Below are 22288 nucleotides of genomic sequence, written 5' to 3'. Positions count from 1 at the left end.
TTTTTTTTTTTCAAGCAGAAGACGGCATACGAGATTGTTGACTGTGACTGGAGTTCAGACGTTGCTCTTCCGATCTGCTGCCTCGGCCGGCGCGGCGTCGGCCACCTTGGCCACGCGCTTGCGGCGTGGCTTGGCGGCGGCGTCGGTGTCGGCAGGCGCCGCGGCGCCCGGCAGGTCGGACAGGGGCGGATCGGAATCAGGCATGGTCATGCAGGTGCTGCGGGGAAGGAGCCATCGGCCTGGGGCGCAGGGGCCGCAGGGGAAACATCAAACGCAAGGGCGGCCGGGGTGTCATCGGCAGCCGGGGGAAGATCGAGCGGCAGGGCCGCCTGGGGTGCGCCGTCGTCCAGCAGCGACGGCTGGCCGCTGGCGGAGCCGGGGTCGAACACCGCCGCGGTGGGCGGGCCGTCCAGCACCGGCAGCTGGTCCAGGCTGTGCAGGCCCAGGTCGTCGAGGAACTGGCGGGTGGTGGCATACAGCGCCGGCCGGCCGGGCGCCTCGCGGTAGCCGATGGCGTCGATCCAGCCGCGGTCTTCGAGCTGCTTGATGATCTGGCTGCTCACGGTGACGCCACGGATGTCCTCGATGTCGCCGCGGGTGACCGGCTGGCGGTAGGCAATGATGGCCAGCGTCTCCATCGCTGCACGGGAGTAGCGCGGGGGCTTCTCGGGGTGCAGCCGGTCGAGGTAGACCCGCATCTCGGGCCGGCTTTGGAAGCGCCAGCCCGAGGCCAGTGCCACCAGCTCGACGCCGCGGCTGTCCCAGTCGCGCACCAGCTCGTCGAGCAGGCTGCGCAGGGTGTCGGGGCCGACCTGGTCGTCGAACAGGCTGCGCATGTCGCGCAACGGCAGCGGCTGCTGGGCACAGATCAGCGCGGTCTCGAGGACGCGCTTGGCCTCGTCGGTGTTCATGAACCTCTGTTCATCGCAGGCCGCTGCAGGCAGCGGCGGGGGATAGAGTCTGTGGCGTGATCACTCGGGTGAGGCACCGGTCGGGTGCCGGCCAGGCGCTCGGTCGAACGGCTGCACTCGGGAAAACATCGGTTGCCGGATCAAACCCGGCGCGGGCTGTTGCACCCTGGGAGCCGGCGGCAGTTTCTGCGCGCCTGGGCTGACAGGCAGGCCGGGCCGGGTGACGGCCCCGCTTGTGGGGAGGGTGCGGGATCGGAGCGGATGCTGGCGCGGTGTAGACCCGCGTCGCCATGCATCCCCAACTTGGAGACACATTGTAGCCCGCGAATCGCTCAGCCCGGGACCACCGTGGCCCAGGCCTGCGCCAGATCGGCCGGCAGGGGTGCGGCAAAGGCCATCGGCCGGCCGTCGGCCGGGTGGGCAAAGGCCAGTTCGGCCGCATGCAAGGCCTGCCGCGCCAGGCCCAGCAGCGGCCGGCCGCCGTACAGACCATCGGCCACCAGCGGATGCCCCCGGGAGGCCAGGTGCACCCGGATCTGGTGGGTGCGGCCGGTGTGCAGCCGGCAGCGCAGCGCCGACGCACCCTGGCGGCCATCGCCGTCGGCGCCGCTCCACCAGGCCAGGCGCTCGACATCGGTCTGCGCCGGCTTGCCGGTGGCCACCACCGCCATGCGCAGGCGCGAGACCGGATCACGGCCGATGGGGGCGTCGATGCGATCGCTGTCCCAGCGGATGTGGCCATGCGCCAGCGCCAGATAGACCCGCTTGACGTCGCGCGCGGCGATCAGCCGCACCAGGGCCGTCATCGCCGGCAGGGTCTTGGCCACCACCATCAGGCCGCTGGTGTCCTTGTCAAGCCGGTGCACGATGCCGGCGCGCGGCAGCGCCGCCGCGCCAGGGTGGTGGGCCAGCAGGCCGTTGAGCAGGGTGCCCTGCCAGTGGCCGGGCGCCGGATGCACCACCAGGCCCACCGGCTTGTCGACCACCAGCAGGTGGGCGTCCTCGTACACCACGGCGATCGCCATGGGCTCGGGGCGGAAGGCCAGGCTCTCGGCGGTGGGCACCAGGGCCACCTGCAGCTGCTGGCCAGCGCGCAGCTTGCGCGCCGCGGTGGTCTGCACCTGGCCGTCGACCTGCACATGGCCGCGGTCGATCAGCTGCTGCAGCCAGCTGCGCGAGAACTCCGGCGCCAGGCCGACCAGCGCCTTGTCCAGGCGCAGGCCATGCTGATCGGAGCGGACGGCGGCCTGGCGCAGCTCGGCGTCCGCCGTGGCGTCTGGTGCCGGATCGTCGCCGGGCAGTTCATCGGCCAGGACATCGGCATCGGTACCGGGCACGGCCGGGGGCCCGCTGGGGGGCGCCATTAGAATCGCACGCTTTGCATATCTGCCCTGGAAGGACGCCGGCCGCAACGCGGCTGCCGACACCGATGAACCTGTTCAAGGGAATGAAGCCGCCAGCCGGCGGGCGCTGGCGCATGACGGGCCTGGCTGCCACGCTGCTGGCCCTGGCCGTGCTGGGCGGGTGCAGCAGCACCAAGAAGGACGACGACCGCGGCAGCGTCGAGAAATTGTATGCAGACGCGAAGGACGACCTGTCGTCCGGCAGCTACGACCAGGCCGTCAAGCAGCTGGAGAAGGTGGAAGGCCGGGCAGCCGGCACCCTGCTGGCCCAGCAGGCCATGCTGGACCTGGCCTACGCCAAGTGGCGCCTGAACGAGCGGGTGGAAGCCATCACCACGCTGGACCGCTTCATCAAGCTGCACCCCTCCAGCCCGGCGCTGGACTATGCGCTGTACCTGAAGGGCGTGGTCAACTTCAACGAGACCATGGGCTTCCTCAGCGGCGTCTCGCGGCAGGACCTGTCGGAGCGGGACCAGCAGGCCTCGCGGGATTCCTACCAGGCCTTCGAACAGCTGGTGCAGGCCTTCCCCGAATCGAAGTACAGCGACGACGCGCGCGCCCGCATGGGCTACATCGTCAATTCGCTGGCCGAGTACGAACTGCACGTGGCGCGCTACTACTACCAGCGCCAGGCCTTCGTGGCTGCGGCCAACCGGGCCCAGCTGGCGGTGCGCGAGTATCCGCAGACGCCGGCGGTGGAAGAGGCGCTGTACATCATGGCCGCCAGCTACGACAAGCTGGGCCTGGAGCAGCTGCGCGTCGACGCCGAACGGGTGCTGACCAAGAACTTCCCGAACACCCGCTACATCAAGAACGGCGTGCGCGTGCCCGAACGGGCCTGGTGGCAGTTCTGGTGATCACGACGCGGCGTTGACCGCCGCGATGCTGTCCAGCCAGGCCAGGGCATCGGCCTCGGTGTCCAGCGTGCCCATCGGCGGCAGGGCCGCGCGCAGCTTGCGCCCGTAAGGCATCTGGCGCAGGCGCGGGTCGGTGATGACCAGCAGGCCCAGGTCGGTCTCGCTGCGGATCAGCCGGCCGGCGCCCTGCTTCAGCGCGATCGCGGCTTCGGACAGGTAGTAGTCGTTGAACGGGTCTCGGCCCCGCGACTCCAGCTCCTTGCTGCGGGCCTGCACCAGCGGATCATGCGGCGGTGGAAACGGCAGCTTGTCGATCACCACGCACTGCAGCGCCGCGCCGGGCACGTCGATGCCCTCCCAGAAGCTGGCCGAGCCGACCAATACGCTGTTCGGCGTGTCCAGGAAGCGCTGCAGCAGGCTGCGCTTGGGGTGCGTGCCCTGCACCAGCACCACCAGCGGCGTGCCGGCGGCGGCGGCGGCTTCGGTCAGCGCCTCGGCGATCACCGGCAGCACCCGCAGCGTGGTGGTCAGCACGAAGGTGCGCCCGCCCAGCCGGCCGGCCAGCCTGGCGGCCAGCGCACCCACCGCCGCGGGGTGGCTGGCCTCGTTGGGCTTGGGAAAGCGTGGCGGCACCCAGGTGCGGGCATGGGCCGGATAGTCGAACGGGCTGCCCACGCGCAGCTTGCGGGCGTCTTCCAGGGCGGCGGATTCGGTGAACCAGCTCAGGTCGTCATCGCTGCCCAGCGTGGCCGAGGTGAAGATCCAGGCCCGCGGCGCCAACGCGCGCTGCTCGGTGAACAGGTCGCGGATGTGCAGCGGGCTGTCGACCAGCCGGGCATCGCGCGAACCCAGGTCGATCCAGCGCACCCGGTCGGGCGCGGCGGGCATGGCAAAGGCATGCGCCAGCCTGGCGATGCGCTCGCCACGCTCGACCAGGCGGGTGAAGTCGGGCGCCGTGGCCTCCACCAGGCGGGCGGCATCGCGGGCGGCATCGGCGGCGGTGGCCAGGCCGGTCAGCGCGTCGCTGAAGGCGGCATCGCGGCTGCGTTCGTCCCAGCGCAGCTTCAGGATCCCCTTGATGTCGCGCAGCGGGCCGGCGCAGGCCAGGCGCAGCTCGCGGGCAGCCCGGTCCAGGCCGCCGGCCACCTGCTGCCAATCCACCTGGCCGCGGGCATGGCTCAGGCCGGCGGCCAGCAGGTCGCGGCCGAAGTCGATCACCTGGTTGGTCGACAGCAGCGTGCCCAGGAACTGCAGGCCGGTCTCGACCAGCTGGTGGGCCTCGTCGAACACCGCCGCCTCCACCGTGGGCAGCAGCTCGGCCACGCCGCTGTCGCGCAGCGACAGGTCGGCGAAGAACAGGTGGTGGTTGACCACCACCAGGTCGGCGGCCATGGCCTCGCGCCGGGCCTTGACCACGTGGCAGTTGACGAACTCCGGGCACTCCTGGCCCAGGCAGTTGTCGCGGGTGGAGGTGACCAGCGGGATCACCGGGCTGCGCTCGTCCAGGCCGTCGATCTCGGCCAGGTCACCGGTGCGGGTGCCCGGCGCCCAGGTCTCGATGCGGGCCAGCGCACGCACCGCAAAGCGGTCGGGCAGCGTGCCGGTCTCGCGGGCCTGCTGCAGCCGGTGCAGGCACAGGTAGCTGCTGCGGCCCTTGAGCAGCGCGATGCGCACCGGCACGCGCAGGGCATCGCGCAGGCGCGGCAGATCGCGCAGGAAGAGCTGGTCCTGCAGGCTCTTGGTGGCGGTGGACACCAGGGCACGGCGGCCCGACAGCAGCAAGGGCACCAGGTAGGCGAAGGTCTTGCCCACGCCGGTGCCGGCCTCGGCCACCAGGGTGGCATGCGAATCCACCGCATCGGCCACCGCGGCGGCCAGCTGCTGCTGCACGTCACGCTCGACGAACTGCGGATCGGCCTGGGCCAGTGCGCCCTGCGGGCCCAGCGCATCGCGGGTGGCGCGCGCCAGGTCACCAGCCTCCACGTCAGGTGGCATCAAGCGGGTTCCGGGGGGTCGAGATCCGCTTCGAGGCGGGCAATCTGGTCGCGCAGCAGCAGGCGGCGCTTCTTCAGCCGGCGCAGCACCAGATCGTCGGCGGGCGACTGGCCGGCGGCGCGGTCGATCAGGCTGTCGAGGTCGGCATGCGCCATCCGCAGCTCGATCAGTGCGCGCTGGGGCGAGCGCAGGTTGATGTCGGCAGAGGGCTCGATGTCCATGGGTGGCCGGAGTTTATAGTGCCGCCCATGAGCGCCCTGCCCCCGCAGCCCCCCCTGGCCTACCGCCTGCTGGCGGCCACCGCCCTGCACAAGGGCGACCGGCCCTACCAGCAGGACCAGGTGCAGATCCTGCGGCATGCCCGTGCCAAAGATTGCCTGCTGGCCGTGCTGGCCGATGGCATGGGCGGCAAGAGCGGTGGCCGCAAGGCGGCCGACCAGGTGGTGCTCACTGCACGCCAGCTGTTCGATCGCCATGTGCCCAGCAAGGACAGCGCCGACGAGCTGCTGCGCCAGCTGGTGCTGGAAGCGCACCTGATGATCAAGCTGACGGCCATCACCGCCGAGGAAGAACCCCACAGCACGGTGGCCGCCTTCCTGCTGGGCCCGGGCCTGGGCTGCGTGGTGGTGCATGCGGGCGATTCACGCGTGTACCACTTCCGCGGTGCCGACCTGGTGAACCGCACGATGGACGATTCCTATGTTCAGCGGCTGATCGACGAGGGCAAGCTCACCGAGGAAGGCGCCAACACCCATCCGCAGAGCAACCTGCTGACCGGCTGCCTGGGCACCCAGGCCGACCCGCCGGTGTCGCTGCACCACATCGACGCCCTGCTGCCCGGCGACACGCTGATGTGCTGCAGCGATGGCCTGTGGCACTACTTCACCCCGCGCGAGCTGGGCATGTATGTCAACAGCTTCGCGCCGCGCGACGCCACCGACATGATGGTGACCCGCGCCCGCCAGCGCGCCAACGGCCATGGCGACAACCTGTCGCTGGCGATGGTGAAGGTCGAGCTGATCGCCTGACTCAAGGCGCCGGTGCACCCGGCACCGGCACGGGCAGCCCCTCCGCGGGCTTGCGCTGGGCATCTCGACGGGCGTTGCGGGCCTGCACGGCCTCTTGATGGGCCTGCGCCTCCTGCAGGCGCTGCTGGTGCTGGGCCTGGCGCTGGCGGGCGGCCTGGTCGGCCGCCGAGGCCGATGGCGCCGGCCGCACCGCGCGGCGCAGCGGCGGCCGCGGTGCAGCGGCGCTGGACGCGGGCGCCGCCGGTGCGCTGGCGCCCTGCAGTGCCGGCATGGCGGCCGCCGCCGACTCCCGGGCCTGGATGGCCCGCAGCCGTTCCACCGCCCGCTCGCGGCGGCGGGCGTCATCGAGCAGATGGGTCTGCCGCTGCAGCGGCTCCAGCGCCTCGCGGCGCGCCTGGCGGGCGGCTTCCAGGCAGTTGTTGACGACGAAGCGCGCCTCGCAATCGCGCCGGGCGGCCTCGAAGCGGGCGTCCACCGCCTGCCGCTCGGCGGCGATGCGGGCCCGCTCGGCGGCATCGCCCTCGGGCGCAGCCACGGCGGCCCGGCACAGCAGGGCCAGCAGCAGCGCAGGGGCGGCCAGGCGGATCATGTGATGCGGGTGTCGACCTCGCGCCGTTCCAGCGCCAGGTAGTCGGCCGATTGCATCTCCTGCAGCCGCGAGACGGTGCGTGGAAACTCGTGCGCCAGCGGGCCTTCGGTGTAGAGCTGCTCGGCCGGCACCGCGGCCGAGATCACCAGCTTGACGCGGCGGTCGTACAGCACATCGACCAGCAGGGTGAAGCGTCGCGCCTCGCTGGCGAACTTGGGCGGCATCTGCGGCACGTTGGCCAGGATGACGGTGTGGAACTGCTGGGCCAGCTCGAGGTAATCGTTCTGCGAACGCGGGCCGCCGCACAGGGTGCGGAAGTCGAACCACACCACGCCGCCGGCGCGGCGCACCGCCTTCAGCTCGCGGTGCTCGATGTGCAGCAGCGGGCTTTCGTCGCGCGCCTCGGCCAGATGGTTGAAGGTGGTCTCCAGCGCCGCATCGGCCGCCGGGCCCAGGGGCACGTGGTACAGCTGGGCCTGCTCCAGCGTGCGGCGGCGGTAGTCGGTGCCGTTGTCGACGTTGATGACTTCCAGCTGGTTCTTCAGCAGGTCGATGGCCGGCAGGATGCGGTCGCGGTGCAGGCCGTTGGGGTACAGCGCATCGGGCTCGAAGTTGCTGGTGGTGACGATCGACACCCGGTTGGCGAACAGCGCATCCAGCAGCCGGTGCAGGATCATCGCGTCGGTGACGTCGGCGACATGGAATTCGTCGAAGCAGATCAGCCGGAACTTGCGCGCGATGCGCTTGCCCAGCTCGTCGAGCGGGTTGACCGTGCCCTTGAGTTCCTGCAGTTCACGGTGCACCTCGCGCATGAACTCATGGAAGTGCAGCCGGGTCTTGCGCTGCAGCGGCACGGCCTGGAAGAAGCAGTCCATCAGGAAGCTCTTGCCGCGGCCCACGCCGCCGTGCATGTACACGCCGCGCGGGATCGGCGGCTTCACCAGCATCTTGGTGATGGCATTGCCGCGCCGCGCCTTGTAGGCCGCCCACTCATCCTGGCAGCGCTGCAGCGAGGCCACGGCACGCAGCTGGGCGGGGTCGGCGGTGAAACCGCGCTCGCGCAGGGTCTGCTGGTACAGGTCGGTGACGGAGGTCATGCGGAGTGCCAGAAAGCAGAACGGGCCAGTATCACTGGCCCGCTCGGGGGATGCCGTCGCTCAGGCGAAAAGGCGTCAGAAGTTGAGGGTGCGCTTGTCCACCGCCAGCGCGGCTTCCTTGGTGGCTTCGCTCAGCGACGGATGCGCATGGCAGATGCGGGCGATGTCTTCGGCACTGGCCTTGAACTCCATCGCCACCACGGCCTCGGCGATCAGTTCGCTGGCGAACGGGCCGACGATGTGCACACCCAGGATTTCATCCGTCTTGGCATCGGCCAGGAACTTGACGAAGCCGGTGGTGTCGCCCAGCGCCCGCGCCCGGCCGTTGGCCATGAACGGGAACTGGCCGGCCTTGTAGGCCACGCCGTCGGCCTTCAGCTGCTGCTCGGTGCGGCCGACCCAGGCGATCTCGGGGCTGGTGTAGATGACCCAGGGGATGGTGTTGAAGTTGACATGGCCGTGCTGGCCGGCAATGCGCTCGGCCACCGCCACGCCTTCTTCTTCGGCCTTGTGGGCCAGCATCGGCCCGCGCACCACGTCGCCCACCGCCCACACATTCGGCAGGTTGGTCCTGCAGTCGGCATCGACCACGATGGCGCCGCGCTCGTCGAGCTTCAGGCCCACCGCCTCGGCATTCAAGCCGGTGGTGTTGGGCACGCGGCCGATGGAGACGATGAGCTTCTCCACCTCCAGCTTCACCGCCTCGCCCTTGGCATTAGCATAGCTGACGGCCACGCCCTTCTTGCCGACCTTGACATCGCTGATCTTGACGCCGAACTCGAACTTCAGGCCCTGCTTGGTGAAGGCCTTGAGCGCCTCTTTCGCCACGCCCTCGTCCACCGCTGCCAGGAAACCGGGCATGGCTTCCAGCACGGTGACCTCGGCACCCAGGCGGCGCCAGACCGAGCCCATCTCCAGGCCGATCACGCCCGAGCCGATCACGCCCAGGGTCTTGGGCACGGCGCCGATGCGCAGTGCGCCATCGTTGGACAGCACCTTGTCCTCGTCGAAGGCCGCACCGGGCAGCGCCCGGGCGTTGGAGCCGGTGGCCACGATCACGTGCTTGCCGACCAGGGTGTCGGTCGTGGGGCCGGTCACGGCGATCTCATAGCCACCATCAGCCGCCTTGGCAAAGGCGCCGCGGCCATGGAAGAAGCTGACCTTGTTCTTCTTGAACAGGTAGAGGATGCCGTCGTTGTTCTGCTTGACCACGGTGTCCTTGCGGCCCAGCATCTTGGCGACGTCGATGCTGAGGTTGGACAGCCCGATGCCGTGGTCGGCAAAGTGGTGGCCGGCGTGCTCGAAGTGTTCGCTGCTCTGCAGCAGGGCCTTGCTGGGGATGCAGCCCACGTTGGTGCAGGTGCCACCCGGGGCGGGGCCGCCCTTGGCGTTCTGCCACTCGTCGATGCAGGCGACCTGGAAGCCGAGCTGGGCCGCACGGATGGCGGCGATGTAGCCGCCAGGGCCGCCGCCGATGACGACGACGTCGAATTGCTTGCTCATCGGGGGCTCCGGTCAGATGTCGAACAGGAGGCGGGCCGGGTCTTCCAGCGCGTCCTTCATCGTCACCAGGCCCAGCACGGCCTCGCGGCCGTCGATGATGCGGTGGTCGTAGCTCATCGCCAGGTAGTTGATGGGGCGCACCACCACCTGGCCGTTCTCCACCACCGCGCGGTCCTTGGTGGCGTGCACGCCCAGGATGGCCGACTGCGGCGGGTTGATGATGGGCGTGGACAGCATCGAGCCGAAGGTGCCGCCGTTGCTGATGGAGAAGGTGCCGCCGGTCAGCTCCTCGATGCCGAGCTTGCCGTCCTTGGCCTTCTGGCCGAACTCGGCGATCTTCTTCTCGATGTCGGCAAAGCTCATCTGGTCGGCATTGCGGATCACCGGCACCACCAGACCGCGGGGCGAGCCCACGGCGATGCCGATGTCGAAATAGCCGTGGTAGACGATGTCGTTGCCGTCGACGCTGGCATTGAGCACCGGGTACTTCTTGAGGGCGGCCACCGCGGCCTTGACAAAGAAGCTCATGAAGCCGAGCTTGACGCCGTGCTCCTTCTCGAACTTCTCCTGGAACTTCTTGCGCATCTCCATCAACGGGGCCATGTTGACCTCGTTGAAGGTGGTGAGGATGGCGTTGGTGGACTGGCTCTGCACCAGGCGCTCGGCGATGCGGGCGCGCAGGCGGCTCATCGGCACGCGCTGCTCGGGGCGCTCGCCCAGGTTCATCGCCATCGGCGCGGCCACGGCGGGCAGCGGCTTGGCGGCGGCGGGTGCCGGGGCAGCCGCCTTGGGCGCCGGGGCGGGTGCGGCGGCGCCAGCGGCCACCGCGGCCAGCACATCACCCTTGGTGACGCGGCCGTCCTTGCCGGTGCCGGCCACGCTGCCGGCGGCCAACTGGTTGTCGGCCATCAGCTTGGCGGCGGCAGGCATGGCCACGCCGGCCTTGCTGCCGGCGATGTCAGCAGCTGCAGCTGCCGGTGCCGCGGCGGCCACGGCTGCATCGCTCGCCACGGCCTTGACTTCCAGCGGGCTCACCGCCGTCTTGCCGTCGGTGTCGATGCGGGCGATGACCTGGTCGCTGACCACGGTGGCGCCGTCGTCGCAGACGATCTGCGCCAGCACGCCGGCGGCCGGCGCCGGCACTTCCAGCACGACCTTGTCGGTCTCGACCTCGATGATGATTTCGTCGATGGCCACGGCGTCGCCGGGCTTCTTCTTCCACTGCAGCAGGGTGGCTTCGGCCACGGATTCAGACAGCTGCGGGACCTTGACTTCTACGATTGCCATGATGTGATTCTCGGAATGTGATGCAGACCACCAAGCGCACGCCGCGGAACCGGCTCTGCCGGGCCGCTGGCGTGGCCCCCTCGAGGGGGAGGCGCTTCAGCGCCTTCGGCGGTGGGCTTACTTCGTGAGGATGAAGCCCTTGAGCTTGCCGTAGGCCTGGTCCAGCAGCGCCTTCTGCTGGTCCTGGTGCAGGTGGGCATAACCCACGGCCGGACTGGCCGAGGCCGGGCGCCCGGCGTAGCCGAGCTTCTGGCCGTCCTGCATGTTCTCGTGGATGTAGTGCTGCACGAAGAACCAGGCACCCTGGTTCTGCGGCTCGTCCTGGCACCACACCACCTCGGTGGCGTTGGGGTACTTCTTGACCTCGGTGGCAAACGCCTTGTGCGGGAACGGGTACAGCTGCTCGACGCGGATGATGGCCACGTCGGAGGCCTTCTTCTCCTCGCGCTTCTTGACCAGGTCGTAGTACACCTTGCCCGAGCAGGCGATGATGCGCTTGACCTTGTCGGCCACGATCTCGGCGTTCTGCTCCGGGATCACGGTCTGGAAGCTGCCCTTGGTGAAGTCGCTCAGCGGCGAGGTGGCGTCCTTGTTCCGCAGCAGGCTCTTGGGCGTCATGATGACCAGCGGCTTGCGGAACATGCGCACCATCTGCCGGCGAAGCAGGTGGAAGATCTGGCTGGCCGACGTGGGCTGCACGATCTGCATGTTGTTGTCGGCCGCCAGCTGCATGAAGCGCTCCAGGCGTGCCGAGCTGTGCTCCGGGCCCTGGCCTTCATAGCCATGCGGCAGCATCATCACCAGGCCATTGGCGCGGCCCCACTTCACCTCGCCACTGGCGATGAACTGGTCGATCACCACCTGCGCGCCGTTGACGAAGTCGCCGAACTGGGCTTCCCAGATGGTCAGCGTGTTGGGCTCGGCGCTGGCATAGCCGTACTCGAAGCCCAGCACCGCCTCTTCCGACAGGATGGAGTCGATGACGGTGAACGGCGCCTGGCTGTCGGCGATGTGCTCCAGCGGCACGTAGGTGCCGACGTCCCACTTCTCGCGGTTCTGGTCGTGCAGCACCGCATGGCGGTGCACGAAGGTCCCACGGCCGCAGTCCTCGCCCGACAGGCGCACCGCATAGCCGCTGGCCACCAGCGAGGCATAGGCCATGGTCTCGCCCATGCCCCAGTCCACGTTGATCTCGCCGCGGCCCATGGCGGCGCGGTCGGCCAGCACCTTCTCGACCAGCGGGTGCACCTTGAAGTTGGCCGGCACCGTGGTGATGCGCTCGGCCAGGCGCTTGATCTCGGCCAGCGGCAGCGCGGTGTCGGCGGCGTCCGTCCACTTCTTGCCGAGGAAGGGCGCCCAGTCGACGGCGTATTTGCTCTTGAAGTTGGTCAGCACCGGGTCCATGGTGTGGCGGCCTTCGTCGAAGGCGGCGCGCAGCTGCTTGACCATCTCCTCGGGGCCGCCCTCGGGCAGCACGTTCTGCGCCACCAGCTTGTCGCCGTACAGCTTGCGGGTGCCGGGATGCTTGCCGATCACCTTGTACATCAGCGGCTGGGTCAGGCTGGGCGTGTCCTGCTCGTTGTGGCCCAGCTTGCGGAAGCAGATGATGTCGACGACCACGTCCTTCTTGAACTGCTGGCGGTAGTCCAGTGCAAGCTGGGTGCACAGCACCACGGCCTCGGGGTCGTCGCCGTTCACGTGCAGCACCGGCGCCTCGATCATCTTGACCACGTCGCTGCAGTACAGCGTCGAGCGCGAGTCGCGCGGGTCGCTGGTGGTGAAGCCGATCTGGTTGTTGATGACGATGTGCAGCGTGCCGCCGGTGTAGTAGCCGCGGGTCTGCGCCAGCGCCAGCGTCTCCATCACCACGCCCTGGCCGGCGAAGGCGGCGTCGCCATGCACCAGCACCGGCAGCACCTGGGCGCCGGTCTTGTCGCCACGGCGGTCCATCCGCGCCTTGACCGAGCCCTCGACCACCGGGTTGACGATCTCCAGATGGCTGGGGTTGAAGGCCAGGCTCAGGTGCACCGCCCCGCCGGGGGTGGAGATGTCGGAGCTGAAGCCCTGGTGGTACTTCACGTCGCCCGAGGGCAAATTCTCGGGGGCGGTGTGGTCGAACTCGGCGAACAGGTCCTTGGGCATCTTGCCCAGGGTGTTGACCAGCACGTTCAGCCGGCCGCGGTGGGCCATGCCGATCACCATCTCCTGCACGCCGTGGGTGCCGGCGCGCTGCACCACCTCGTCCATGCTGGCGATGAAGCTCTCGCCGCCTTCTAGGCTGAAGCGCTTCTGGCCGACGTACTTGGTGTGGAGATAGCGCTCCAGGCCTTCGGCGGCGGTCAGCCGGTCGAGGATGTGCTTCTTCTGGTCGGTGCCGAAGCTGGGCTTGCTGCGGGTGGATTCCAGCCGCTCCTGCCACCAGCGCTTCTCGGCCGGGTCGGTGCAGTGCATGAACTCCGCGCCGATGGTGCCGCAGTAGGTTTCACGCAGGGCCTGCACGATCTCGCGCAGGCTCATGTTCTCGGACTTGCTGAAGTAGGTGTTCGCCGCGCTGAACGTGATGTCCATGTCGGACTCGCTCAGGTCGTAGAACGCCGGCTCCAGCTCGGGGATCTTGGGGCGCTCGGTGCGCTTGAGCGGATCGAGGTCGGCCCAGCGGCTGCCCAGGAAGCGGTAGGCGGCGATCAGCGACTGCACATGCACCTGCTTGCGCGCCACCGCCAGGTCGGCCGAGCTGGCCTTCAGGGCGAAGGCATTGGCCTTGGCGCGCTGGGCGAAGCTCTCCACCACCGGGGCGTGGGCGACATCACGTGCTTCCGAACCATCGGTGGCCGGCACGTTCTGCAAGTTGTCGAAATAGGTGCGCCAGTTGTCGGGCACGCTGCCGGGGTTGTCGAGGTAGGCTTCGTAAAGCTCTTCGACATACGGGGCATTGCCACCGAACAGGTACGAGTTGGACCTGTGTTGCTGCATCATCGTTCGCTCACCTTTTGCCCCGGTTTCCAGGGCACGGATGGGTTGAAAACCTTCCGCGGCCCGGCTCAACCGGTTGGCGGATTGCGACCCGCCTTGCTGTCTGTCTCGAACGACTGCGATGTCGCTCAGCAAGGGGCACGAAAGGACCTGATTTACTTCGCGAGCCGGACTGTAGCACTGTTGTTTTGCGGCTCTGCGGGCAGATTAGACACCCGCCAGGCTTCTGTTTGGCTGACAACAACCGGGCTTTGGCGGCCAGACTCGGGGCTTCATGCCGCATCCCGTGATCTATCTGCAGGCCACCGCGCCGGCCAAGCCGGCCGTGGGTGCGCCCTGCAACGGCTGCGGCGTCTGCTGCGCCTGGCAACCCTGCCCCCTGGGCGTGCTGGTGACCGGTCGGCGCCACGGCATGTGCGCCGCCCTGCGCTGGGATGGCGACGCCGGCCTGTACCGCTGCGCGATGGTGCAGGCGCCGGAACAGGCCTGGCCCGCCCTGCCCCGCTGGCTGCGACCGGCCCTGCGCCGGCTGGCCCGGCGCTGGATCGCCGCCGGCGCCGGCTGTGACTGCGATGCGGAAGCGACCCGCGCCTGAGGGTCTGCGGGAACATCCTCTGCGGCCGTCCGCGGCTTGCCTCTAGCATGCGGGGTTTTCGACTTTCGGGAGTCTCCCCCATGACTTTGAAGCTTGCGTTGAAGAGCGCCACCCTGGCCGCGCTGCTGGCCGCCGGCCTGGCGATGGCACCGGTGCAGGCCACCACCCTGCGCTGGGCCGCCCAGAACGACATCCTGACGCTGGACCCGCATTCGCAGAACCACGCCACCACCAATGCCATCCTGCAGCATGCCTACGAGGGCCTGACCCGCTACAACAGCAAGTACGAGCCCGAGCCGGCGCTGGCCACCAAGTGGACCTACGTCAGCCCCACCCAGGTGCGCTTCGAACTGCGCAAGGGCGTGAAATTCCACGACGGCTCGCCCTTCACCGCCGATGACGTGGTGTTCTCGTTCGGCCGCATCAAGCAGCCGCAGGGCACGATGTCGATCTACGTGGCCGGCATCAGCGAGGTGAAGAAGATCGACGACCACACCGTCGACTTCATCCTGTCGGGCCCGAACCCGGTGCTGCTGCGCAACATCGCCGACTTCTTCATCATGAGCAAGACCTGGGCGGAGAAGAACAAGACCGCCAACACCCAGGACTACAAGGCCAAGGAAGAGAACTACGCCTCGCGCAACGTCAACGGCACCGGCAGCTACCGCATCACCGGCTGGACGCCCGACCAGCGCATCACCCTGGCGGCCAACCCCGACTGGTGGGACAAGGCCAACGCCAGCAACGTGACCGAGGTGGTCTACACCCCGATCAAGGCCGACGCCACCCGCGTGGCGGCCCTGCTGTCGGGCGACGTGGACATGGTGACCGACCTGCCGACGCAGGACGTGGCCCGGCTGCGCGGCGACAGCAAGCTCAAGGTGCTGGACGGCAACGAGGTGCGCACCATCTTCATCGCGCTGGACCAGCACAACGCCGAGCTGAAGTACAGCGACGTGAAGGGCAAGAACCCGTTCAAGGACAAGCGGGTGCGCGAGGCGCTGAACATCGCCATCGACCGCGAGGGCATCAAGCGCGCCACGATGCGCGGCCTGTCGCTGCCGGCGTCGATCATGGTGGCGCCGGGCGTCAACGGCCACACCGCCGAGCTGGACGCACCGATCAAGCCCGATCCCGAGCGCGCCAAGAAGCTGCTGGCCGAAGCCGGCTACCCGAACGGCTTCGAGTTCCAGCTCAGCTGCCCGAACAACCGCTACGTCAACGACGAGGAGATCTGCCAGAACCTGGTTTCGATGTGGGCGCGCGTGGGCATCAAGACCAAGCTGGCGGCCGAGGGCTTTGCCACCTTCATCCAGAAGGTGCAGAACTTCGACACCAGCGCCTACCTGCTGGGCTGGGGCGTGGCCACCTTCGACGCGCAGTACAGCCTGCAGTCGCTGGTGCGCACCCGCACCACCGGGGCCGACGGCAACTTCAACTTCGGCCGCGTCAGCGATGCCAAGGTCGACCAGCTGGTCGACGCGATGAAGACCGAGACCGACGTGGCCAAGCGCAACGCGATGATCCGCGAGGCGCTGACCCGCACCCGGGACGAGTACCTGTACGTGCCGCTGCACCACCAGCTGCGGCCCTGGGCGATGAAGGCCAGCGTGACCACGCTGCACCGTGCCGACGACCGGCCGGCAGCGCGCTACACCAACGTGAAGTAATCCACGACCTGCGGCGGACGGATGCACGGCCTGCACGGCCCTGCATCCGTTCGGCGGAGGGCTGCGTAGGGAGATGGAGCGCGCCAGCCGGCGCAGTCCATCCTCCCGGAGCCCTCCATGTCCCCGATCCGCACCACCGCCCTCCTCGGCCTGTCCGCCGCCGCCCTGCTCTCCGCCTGCGGCACCAGCCCCGCCCCGACCGTCTTCTCCCAGTCCGCACTGCCCGCCGCGGTGCAGGTGCCCGCCGGCCACAAGGTGGTGATGGAGACCGTGGGCGTGGGCCAGATCACCTACGAGTGCCGCGAGAAGACGGCCGCCGCCGGCCAGTTCGAGTGGGTCTTCGTCGGCCCCGACGCGGTGCTGAACGACCGTGCCGGCAAGGCCGTCGGCAAGTACTTCGGCCCGCCGGCCACCTGGGCCAGCAGGGACGGCAGCAAGCTGACCGGCGCCCAGGTGGCTGTGGCGCCCGCCACGCCCGGCAGCATTCCGCTGCAGCTGGTCAAGGCCAACCCGGCCACCGGCAGCGGCGCCATGAACGGCGTGGCGTACATCCAGCGCGTGGCCACCCAGGGTGGTGTCGCGCCGGCCACGGCCTGCGATGCCGGCAGCAAGGGCAGCAAGCAGATCGTCAAGTACCAGGCTGACTACATCTTCTGGAAGGCGGCCTGACGGCCGTGCCCGCCACAGGCCCCGATGGCGCTGAACAGCGTCCTCGCGGCGGCCCACGCCGGACCGTGCAACCGGACGGCGTGCACACCGTGCACCCCTGATCTCCGCTCCATGACGACGCCCTCACCCCGCCGCGCCGGCACCTCCGGCTGGCCGCGCCGCGGCTTCACCCTGCTGGAACTGCTGGTGGTGATGGCCATCATCGGCCTGCTGGCCGCCTTCGTGGCACCGCGCTACTTCAGCCAGATCGGCCAATCGAACAGCACGCTGGCGCGGGCGCAGGTCGCGGCCCTGGTCAGCGCGCTGGACCAGTACCGGCTGCAGGTCGGGCGCTACCCCAGCACGCAGCAGGGCCTGCAGGCGCTGATGGTGGCGCCTCCCGGCGAGGCGCGCTGGGCCGGCCCCTACCTCAAGAAGGACGTGCCGAACGACCCCTGGGGCCGTGCCTTCGTCTACAAGGCGCCGGGCCAGCATGGCGACTTCGACCTGTCCAGCCTGGGCCGCGACGGCCAGGCCGGCGGCAGTGGCGAGGACGCCGACGTCCACTCCTGGTGAACAGGGACCACCCGCATGGCCATCGATCGTCTCGAGTTCGACGCCGCCGGCGACCTGAGCCTGGTGCGCGCACCGGCCGCCCGGCAGGGCGCGGCGGTCGACCGGGCGCTGTTCGCCGAGGATCTGGGGGAACTGCTGCAGGCCGGCCTGCCGCTGCGCGAGGCGCTGGCGGTGATGGCCCGGGGCCTGCCGCGCGCCGCCGACCGCGCCAGCATGGAAGGCCTGCGCCAGCGCCTGCTGCAGGGCGCCACGCTGTCGCAGGCCATGGCCGAGCAGGGCCCGCTGTTCGGCGATGTGCTGGTGGCCCTGGTGCGCGCCAGTGAACAGACCTCCGACCTGCCGGCCAACCTCGGCCGCTACGCCAGCGCGGCACGCCGGCTGGAAGCCCTGCGCAACCAGCTGGTCTCGGCCGCCATCTACCCGGCCCTGGTGACCGTGGTCGGCCTGGGGGTGGTGGTGTTCCTGCTCGGCTGGGTGCTGCCCTCGTTCACCAGCGTGCTCGACGGCCGCACCAGCGGCCTGTCCGGCGCGACCGCGCGCCTGGTGCGCTGGGCCGTGGCCCTGGGCGAGCACCGCAGCGTCTGGCTGGCAGCGCTGGGGGCCGCGCTGGCGGCGGTCAGCCTGCCGCTGGCCTGGCCGGGTGGCCGCCAGCGGCTGCAGCAGGTGGCGGCGCGGCTGCCGGGCCTGCGGCCGACACTGCGACTGCTGCACGCCAGCCGCTTCTTCGCCAGCTGCAGCACCCTCACCCAGGGCGGCGTGCCTGCGGTGCAGGCGCTGGAACTGGCCGCCCCGTTGCTGCTGGACGAGGCGCGCGCGCCGATGCGCCAGGCGCTGGCCCGGTTGCGGGCCGGCGAAGCCCTGGCCGAGGTGTTGCCGGCTGACCTGCTGGGCGATCCGGTGGTGCCGCGCCTGCTGGAAGTGGGTCAGCGCACCGGCGCACTGCCGGCGACGCTGGCCCGCATCGCCGTGCTGCTGGAAGCGCGGGTGGCGCGCCAGCTGCAGCGTCTGATCAAGCTGCTGGAGCCGGCCCTGATGCTGCTGGTCGGCCTGGGTGTGGGCGGTGTCGTGCTGCTGATGTACCTGCCGCTGCTCGAACTCTCGTCCAGCCTGCAGCCGTGAACACGCCGCGCACCGCCGACTCCGGCAGCCTGCCGGACCTGGCCACGCTGCAACGCCAGTGCGGCTGGCCGCTGGCCGATGGCGACGCCCTGCGCCAGGGCCGACTGGGTGAACCCGATGCCCGCCTGGTGCCGTTCGTCGATGCGCTGACGCGGCGCTGCGTGGTGCTGCGACCGCCCGAAGGCGGCCTGCTGGTGGTGATGGCCGACCCGCGCGATGACGGCACCCGCCTGTGGCTGCGGCGCCGCCTCGGCGCGCAGCCCGCCGGCACGGTGCGCTGGCGCCTGGCCGATGCCGACGCGCTGCTGCATCTGCTGCAGCAACGCGAGCGCGGCACCGACGGCGGCGCCCTGGGCAGTGCCGCCGCCGGCGCGGCCGGACTGGATGCCCCACTCGACCTGTCGCACGGCGGTCTGCAGGCCGCCGACGACCCGGTGGTGCGCCTGCTCAATGCCACGCTGTACGACGCGCTCGAAGCCCGTGCCAGCGACCTGCACCTGGAGTCCGATGCCGAGGGCCTCGCCATCCGCTTCCGGCTCGACGGCGTGCTGACCCCGGTGGGCCGCATCGCCGGCACCGCCGCGGCGCAGCAGGCGATCTCGCGCATCAAGGTGCTGGCGGCGCTGGACATCGCCGAGCAGCGCCTGCCGCAGGACGGCCGGCTGAAGGTGCGCGTGGGTGGCCGGCCGGTGGATCTGCGGGTGTCGATCATGCCCAGCATCCACGGCGAGGATGCGGTGCTGCGGGTGCTCGACCGCCAGCAGCTCACCGGCCCCCAGGGCACGCTGACGGTGGAGCACCTGGGCCTGGACCCGCGCGACGCCGAGGTGGCGCGTCGCCTGGCCGGCCTGCCCTACGGCCTGTTCCTGGTGACCGGTCCGACCGGCAGCGGCAAGACCACCACGCTGTATGCCCTGCTCAACGGTCTGCGCCACGGCCAGGACAAGACCGTCACCATCGAGGATCCGGTGGAGTACGAACTGCCCGGCGTGCTGCAGATCCCGGTCAACGAGGCCAAGGGCCTGACCTTTGCCCGCGGCCTGCGCTCGGTGCTGCGCCACGATCCCGACCGCATCATGGTCGGCGAGATCCGCGACACCGAGACCGCGCAGATCGCGCTGCAGGCCGCGCTCACCGGCCACCAGGTGCATGCCACGGTGCATGCCAACAGCGCGGTCGACGTGATCGGCCGGCTGTCGACCATGGGCATCGACCCGTACAACCTGGCCACCGCGCTCAACGGCGTGCTGGCCCAGCGGCTGGTGCGCCTGCTCTGCAACGCCTGCGGCGGCGAGGGCTGCAGCCACTGCCGCGGCACCGGCTACCGCGGCCGGCGCGCGGTGGTGGAGACGCTGGTGATCGACGATGCGCTGCGGGCGCTGATCGCCAGCCGCGCCACCCCGGGCGCCCTGCGCGACGCGATGCAGCAGCAGGGTGCGCGCAGCCTGCGCGCCGCCGCCGAGTCGCTGGTGGACGCCGGCCTGACCAGCCGCCAGGAGATCGACCGTGTCACCCTCGCCGCACGCTGACCTGCGGCAGCGGCCGGGCGCCGTCCGGCGCCTGCGTGGCGGCCGGCTCGACCTGCTGCTGACGCCAGACCGGCTGACACTGCGCTGGCAGGGCCCCTGGCCGGGCCGCCAGGCGGTGCAATGGCAGCAGCCGGTGGCCGGGCCGGATCCGGCGCAGGCCACCGCCGCGGCGGACGCCGGCCTCCTGCACCAGCGGCTGCTGGCCGCACTGGCCGCGGCCCTGCGCGCGGCACCACGTCCCATCACCGGCAGCCAGGTGCACCTGCAGCTCGACCACGGCCTGGCGCCCCTGGGCGTGCTGCGCGGCGACCTGCACCAGCTGACCCGCCCCGCCCTGGCCGCGGCCGCGCAGCGCTGGTTCAGCCGGCAGCTGGAGGCGCCGGCCAGCACGCTGCAGACCTGCGTCGTGCCCCAGGCCGACGGCCGCCACCTGCTGGCGGCCACCATCGACGGCACCCTGCTCGACCACCTGCGTGCCCTGCTGGCCGCCGCCGGGCTGCGCCTGGCCTCGGCGCGGCCGGCCCTGGTTCCGGCCCTGGTGGCGGCCGAGGTGCGCCGCCAGGGCCTGCTGGCACGCCGCGACGGCCTGCATCTGCAGCTGGCCTGCCGCCAGCACGGCGCCTGGACGCGGCTGGGCGAGGACGATCTGGACCACGCCGACGACCTGGAAGCGCGGGTGCAGGCCTTTGCCGCCCGCTGCGACGTGCCCCGGCCCTGGGCCGATGCCGCGGTGGCCGCGGCCGGGTCAGCCGACCGCGCGCCGGTGGTGCCGGTGCGGCGCGGCCGCCAGGCCTTCAGCGCCAGCCAGCTCGACTTCTGCGGCGCGCCGCTGCTCAGCGCCCCGGCTGCCGGCCTGCTGGCCGGTGGCGTGCTGTCGCTGGCGCTGGTGGCCGGGCTGTTCGGCAGCGGCGCCCTGGCGCCACCGGCGCTGCCGGTGGCCGCCCCGGCACCGGCACGGCCGCCGGCCGCCGCCACCTGGCCGCCGGCGGTGCAGGCGGGGCTGCAGCAGGTGCAGGCCGAACTGCGCACGCCCTGGCTGACCGCGCTGGCGCCGCTGGCCGCGGTGGAGCCACGCGGCGTGCAGTTGCTGGCGGTGGAGCCCGATCCCGTGCGTGGACGCTTGCGCATCGAGGCCTGGGCCCCCGATGCCCTGGCCATGGTGGCCTGGATGCAACGCGCCGAGGCCGTGCACGCGGCCGGGCAGCTGCTGCTCGACGGCTGGCAACCGGGCCGCGATGCACAGGGCGTGCGCTTCGCGCTGCAGATCCGCTGGTCCGAGCCCGCGGCAGCATCAGTAGGGGCCGCACCATGAGCGGCAGTCCGGTCCTGCGCCGACAGCGCACCTGGTTGCGCCATGGCCTCGGCTGGCCGGGCCTGCTGGGGCTGGCCCTGCTGCTGCTGGCCGCGGCCCTGGTGTGGCGGGGCTGGCCGGCCACGGCCCGGGCCCGGCCGCCGGCCGCCGCGGCGGCGCCCCGGCCGGCGCTGACCGATCCCGCGGCTGCCCGCGTGGCGGCGCTGCTGGGGCAACTGCCGCCCGCCACCCAGCACACTGCGGACCTGGCCCGCCTGGTCGGCTGGGCCGATGCCCAGGGCCTGCGCCTGGAACAAGCCGACAGCAGCGCGGCCGACCCGGGCGGCCTGCCACTGCAGCGCATCGACCTGCAACTGCGCATGGCCGCCGACTACGAGTCCACCCGCCGCTGGCTGGTGGCCGTGCTGAACGAACTGCCGCACGCCGGCCTGCGCAGCCTGCGCTTCGAGCGCGAGGACGCCACGCAGCCGCTGGCCACCCAGCTGACGTTGCGCCTGCACTACCGCGCCGGCCCGGCGCCGGAGGGCGCCCGGTGAGCCCGGCCGACGCCGTCCCGACGCCCGCGGCCACCGCGGCCGCACCGCGCTGGCGCCTGCCGCTGCTGCTGTTGCTGCTGCTCGGCACGCTGGTCTGGTCACTGGCGCCGCAGGACCCGCCGGCGCCACCGCAGCCCCGGCCACGAACGGCGGCGCCAGGCCTGCCGGTGGCCGATGGCACAGGGCTGCCCGCCAGGTCGGTGTCGGTTGCCGCGTCAGGCGGCGCGCCCGTGCGCAAGCTGCTGCCACAGGACATCGCCGCCGGCCTGTTCGGGCCGGCAGCGCCGCCCGCCCTGGCGCCGGCGGCCCAGGTGGCCGTGCCGGCCGCCGCAACGCCAGCCAGCGCCGCCGCGGCGCCACCCATGCCGGCCACGCCGCCAGCGCCACCCTGGCAGGCCCTGGGCGTGCTGCGCGAGCAGGGCAGCCCGCCGCAGGCCATGCTGCAGGCCGATGGCCAGGTGCTGGTGGCCCGCCCGGGTGAGCGCCTGGCCGGCGGCTGGCGGCTGGAGTCCATCACCCCGACCCATGTCGAGCTGTTCCGCGAGGACAGTGCACAACGCCACCGGCTGCCGGTGCAGCCCGGAGACTGAGCCATGCCCCGCCCCACCCACCCACCCGTGTCCATGCCGGCAGGCCGCCCTGCCGGCCGCTGGAGCCTGC

The 22288-nt window shown here is 70.9% G+C and carries 21 protein-coding genes; 11 read left to right on the top strand and 10 right to left on the bottom strand.

Annotated elements, in window-relative coordinates; all coding sequences use genetic code 11:
- Positions 1-54: 54 nt before the first annotated feature.
- From FFT10_RS28950 to FFT10_RS26990, 3 genes are all read right to left on the bottom strand, one after another.
- Positions 55-204 (bottom strand): hypothetical protein, encoded by a 150-nt coding sequence (locus FFT10_RS28950; protein ID WP_154694105.1) that lies wholly within the window; start codon positions 202-204, stop codon positions 55-57.
- Positions 205-206: 2 nt separating this feature from the next.
- On the bottom strand, positions 207-911 hold the full coding sequence (gene scpB, locus FFT10_RS26995; RefSeq protein ID WP_137735992.1) for an SMC-Scp complex subunit ScpB: 705 nt from the start codon (positions 909-911) through the stop codon (positions 207-209).
- A gap of 332 nt (positions 912-1243) precedes the next feature.
- Positions 1244-2275 carry an RluA family pseudouridine synthase gene (locus FFT10_RS26990; RefSeq protein ID WP_137735991.1) on the bottom strand — a complete coding sequence of 344 codons (1032 nt, stop codon included), beginning with the start codon at positions 2273-2275 and terminating at the stop codon, positions 1244-1246.
- A gap of 65 nt (positions 2276-2340) precedes the next feature.
- Between FFT10_RS26990 and FFT10_RS26985 the strand changes: the two genes are divergently transcribed.
- A complete protein-coding gene (locus FFT10_RS26985; RefSeq protein WP_373282618.1) occupies positions 2341-3171 on the top strand; it encodes an outer membrane protein assembly factor BamD in 831 nt (276 codons plus the stop codon).
- Here the strand turns inward: FFT10_RS26985 and yoaA are convergent, their stop codons facing one another.
- Positions 3172-5166, bottom strand: coding sequence for a DNA repair helicase YoaA (yoaA, locus tag FFT10_RS26980; RefSeq protein WP_137735990.1), 1995 nt, complete (start codon positions 5164-5166; stop codon positions 3172-3174).
- Positions 5166-5387 carry a DUF465 domain-containing protein gene (locus FFT10_RS26975; RefSeq protein WP_137735989.1) on the bottom strand — a complete coding sequence of 74 codons (222 nt, stop codon included), beginning with the start codon at positions 5385-5387 and terminating at the stop codon, positions 5166-5168. The genes yoaA and FFT10_RS26975 overlap by 1 nt, the downstream gene beginning before the upstream one ends.
- 27 nt (positions 5388-5414) lie before the next feature.
- Between FFT10_RS26975 and FFT10_RS26970 the strand changes: the two genes are divergently transcribed.
- On the top strand, positions 5415-6194 hold the full coding sequence (locus FFT10_RS26970) for a PP2C family protein-serine/threonine phosphatase (protein ID WP_137735988.1): 780 nt from the start codon (positions 5415-5417) through the stop codon (positions 6192-6194).
- A gap of 1 nt (position 6195) precedes the next feature.
- Here the strand turns inward: FFT10_RS26970 and FFT10_RS26965 are convergent, their stop codons facing one another.
- The 5 genes from FFT10_RS26965 to FFT10_RS26940 all read right to left on the bottom strand — a co-directional run bounded on the left by FFT10_RS26965 (position 6196) and on the right by FFT10_RS26940 (position 13646).
- Entirely contained in the window at positions 6196-6783 is a 588-nt protein-coding gene (locus FFT10_RS26965) for a hypothetical protein (RefSeq protein WP_137735987.1), read from the bottom strand.
- Positions 6780-7880 carry a cell division protein ZapE gene (gene zapE / locus FFT10_RS26960; protein ID WP_137735986.1) on the bottom strand — a complete coding sequence of 367 codons (1101 nt, stop codon included), beginning with the start codon at positions 7878-7880 and terminating at the stop codon, positions 6780-6782. The genes FFT10_RS26965 and zapE overlap by 4 nt, the downstream gene beginning before the upstream one ends.
- 75 nt (positions 7881-7955) lie before the next feature.
- Entirely contained in the window at positions 7956-9383 is a 1428-nt protein-coding gene (gene lpdA / locus FFT10_RS26955) for a dihydrolipoyl dehydrogenase (RefSeq protein ID WP_137735985.1), read from the bottom strand.
- Positions 9384-9395: 12 nt separating this feature from the next.
- Positions 9396-10670: a 2-oxoglutarate dehydrogenase complex dihydrolipoyllysine-residue succinyltransferase gene (gene odhB / locus FFT10_RS26950; protein ID WP_137735984.1), complete on the bottom strand. Its 1275-nt coding sequence runs from the start codon at positions 10668-10670 to the stop codon at positions 9396-9398.
- 117 nt (positions 10671-10787) lie between these two features.
- Positions 10788-13646: a 2-oxoglutarate dehydrogenase E1 component gene (locus tag FFT10_RS26940; RefSeq protein ID WP_137735982.1), complete on the bottom strand. Its 2859-nt coding sequence runs from the start codon at positions 13644-13646 to the stop codon at positions 10788-10790.
- A gap of 271 nt (positions 13647-13917) precedes the next feature.
- Here FFT10_RS26940 and FFT10_RS26935 point away from each other — a divergent pair, with 271 nt between their 5' ends.
- From FFT10_RS26935 to FFT10_RS26895, 9 genes are all read left to right on the top strand, one after another.
- Positions 13918-14238 carry a hypothetical protein gene (locus FFT10_RS26935; RefSeq protein ID WP_137735981.1) on the top strand — a complete coding sequence of 107 codons (321 nt, stop codon included), beginning with the start codon at positions 13918-13920 and terminating at the stop codon, positions 14236-14238.
- Positions 14239-14318: 80 nt separating this feature from the next.
- On the top strand, positions 14319-15908 hold the full coding sequence (locus FFT10_RS26930; protein ID WP_162520946.1) for an ABC transporter substrate-binding protein: 1590 nt from the start codon (positions 14319-14321) through the stop codon (positions 15906-15908).
- A 117-nt stretch (positions 15909-16025) separates the two neighbouring features.
- Positions 16026-16577 carry a DUF3455 domain-containing protein gene (locus FFT10_RS26925; RefSeq protein WP_137735980.1) on the top strand — a complete coding sequence of 184 codons (552 nt, stop codon included), beginning with the start codon at positions 16026-16028 and terminating at the stop codon, positions 16575-16577.
- Positions 16578-16688: 111 nt separating this feature from the next.
- On the top strand, positions 16689-17132 hold the full coding sequence (gspG, locus tag FFT10_RS26920; protein ID WP_137735979.1) for a type II secretion system major pseudopilin GspG: 444 nt from the start codon (positions 16689-16691) through the stop codon (positions 17130-17132).
- A 15-nt stretch (positions 17133-17147) separates the two neighbouring features.
- Complete coding sequence (locus tag FFT10_RS26915; protein WP_137735978.1) at positions 17148-18251, top strand: type II secretion system F family protein; 1104 nt, start codon at positions 17148-17150, stop codon at positions 18249-18251.
- Complete coding sequence (locus FFT10_RS26910) at positions 18248-19780, top strand: GspE/PulE family protein (RefSeq protein WP_228027344.1); 1533 nt, start codon at positions 18248-18250, stop codon at positions 19778-19780. Before FFT10_RS26915 ends, FFT10_RS26910 begins: the two co-directional genes overlap by 4 nt.
- Positions 19758-21092, top strand: coding sequence for a hypothetical protein (locus FFT10_RS26905; protein WP_137735977.1), 1335 nt, complete (start codon positions 19758-19760; stop codon positions 21090-21092). Before FFT10_RS26910 ends, FFT10_RS26905 begins: the two co-directional genes overlap by 23 nt.
- Positions 21089-21628 carry a hypothetical protein gene (locus tag FFT10_RS26900; protein ID WP_137735976.1) on the top strand — a complete coding sequence of 180 codons (540 nt, stop codon included), beginning with the start codon at positions 21089-21091 and terminating at the stop codon, positions 21626-21628. The genes FFT10_RS26905 and FFT10_RS26900 overlap by 4 nt, the downstream gene beginning before the upstream one ends.
- Positions 21625-22218: a hypothetical protein gene (locus FFT10_RS26895; protein ID WP_137735975.1), complete on the top strand. Its 594-nt coding sequence runs from the start codon at positions 21625-21627 to the stop codon at positions 22216-22218. Before FFT10_RS26900 ends, FFT10_RS26895 begins: the two co-directional genes overlap by 4 nt.
- Positions 22219-22288: the final 70 nt, after the last annotated feature.

Origin of the sequence: Pseudaquabacterium pictum (assembly GCF_005403045.1) — a bacterium.
Taxonomy (GTDB): Bacteria; Pseudomonadota; Gammaproteobacteria; order Burkholderiales; family Burkholderiaceae_C; genus Pseudaquabacterium; species Pseudaquabacterium pictum.
Note: the sequence above shows the minus strand (reverse complement) of the source record. Positions and strands in the feature narration are given on the sequence as shown.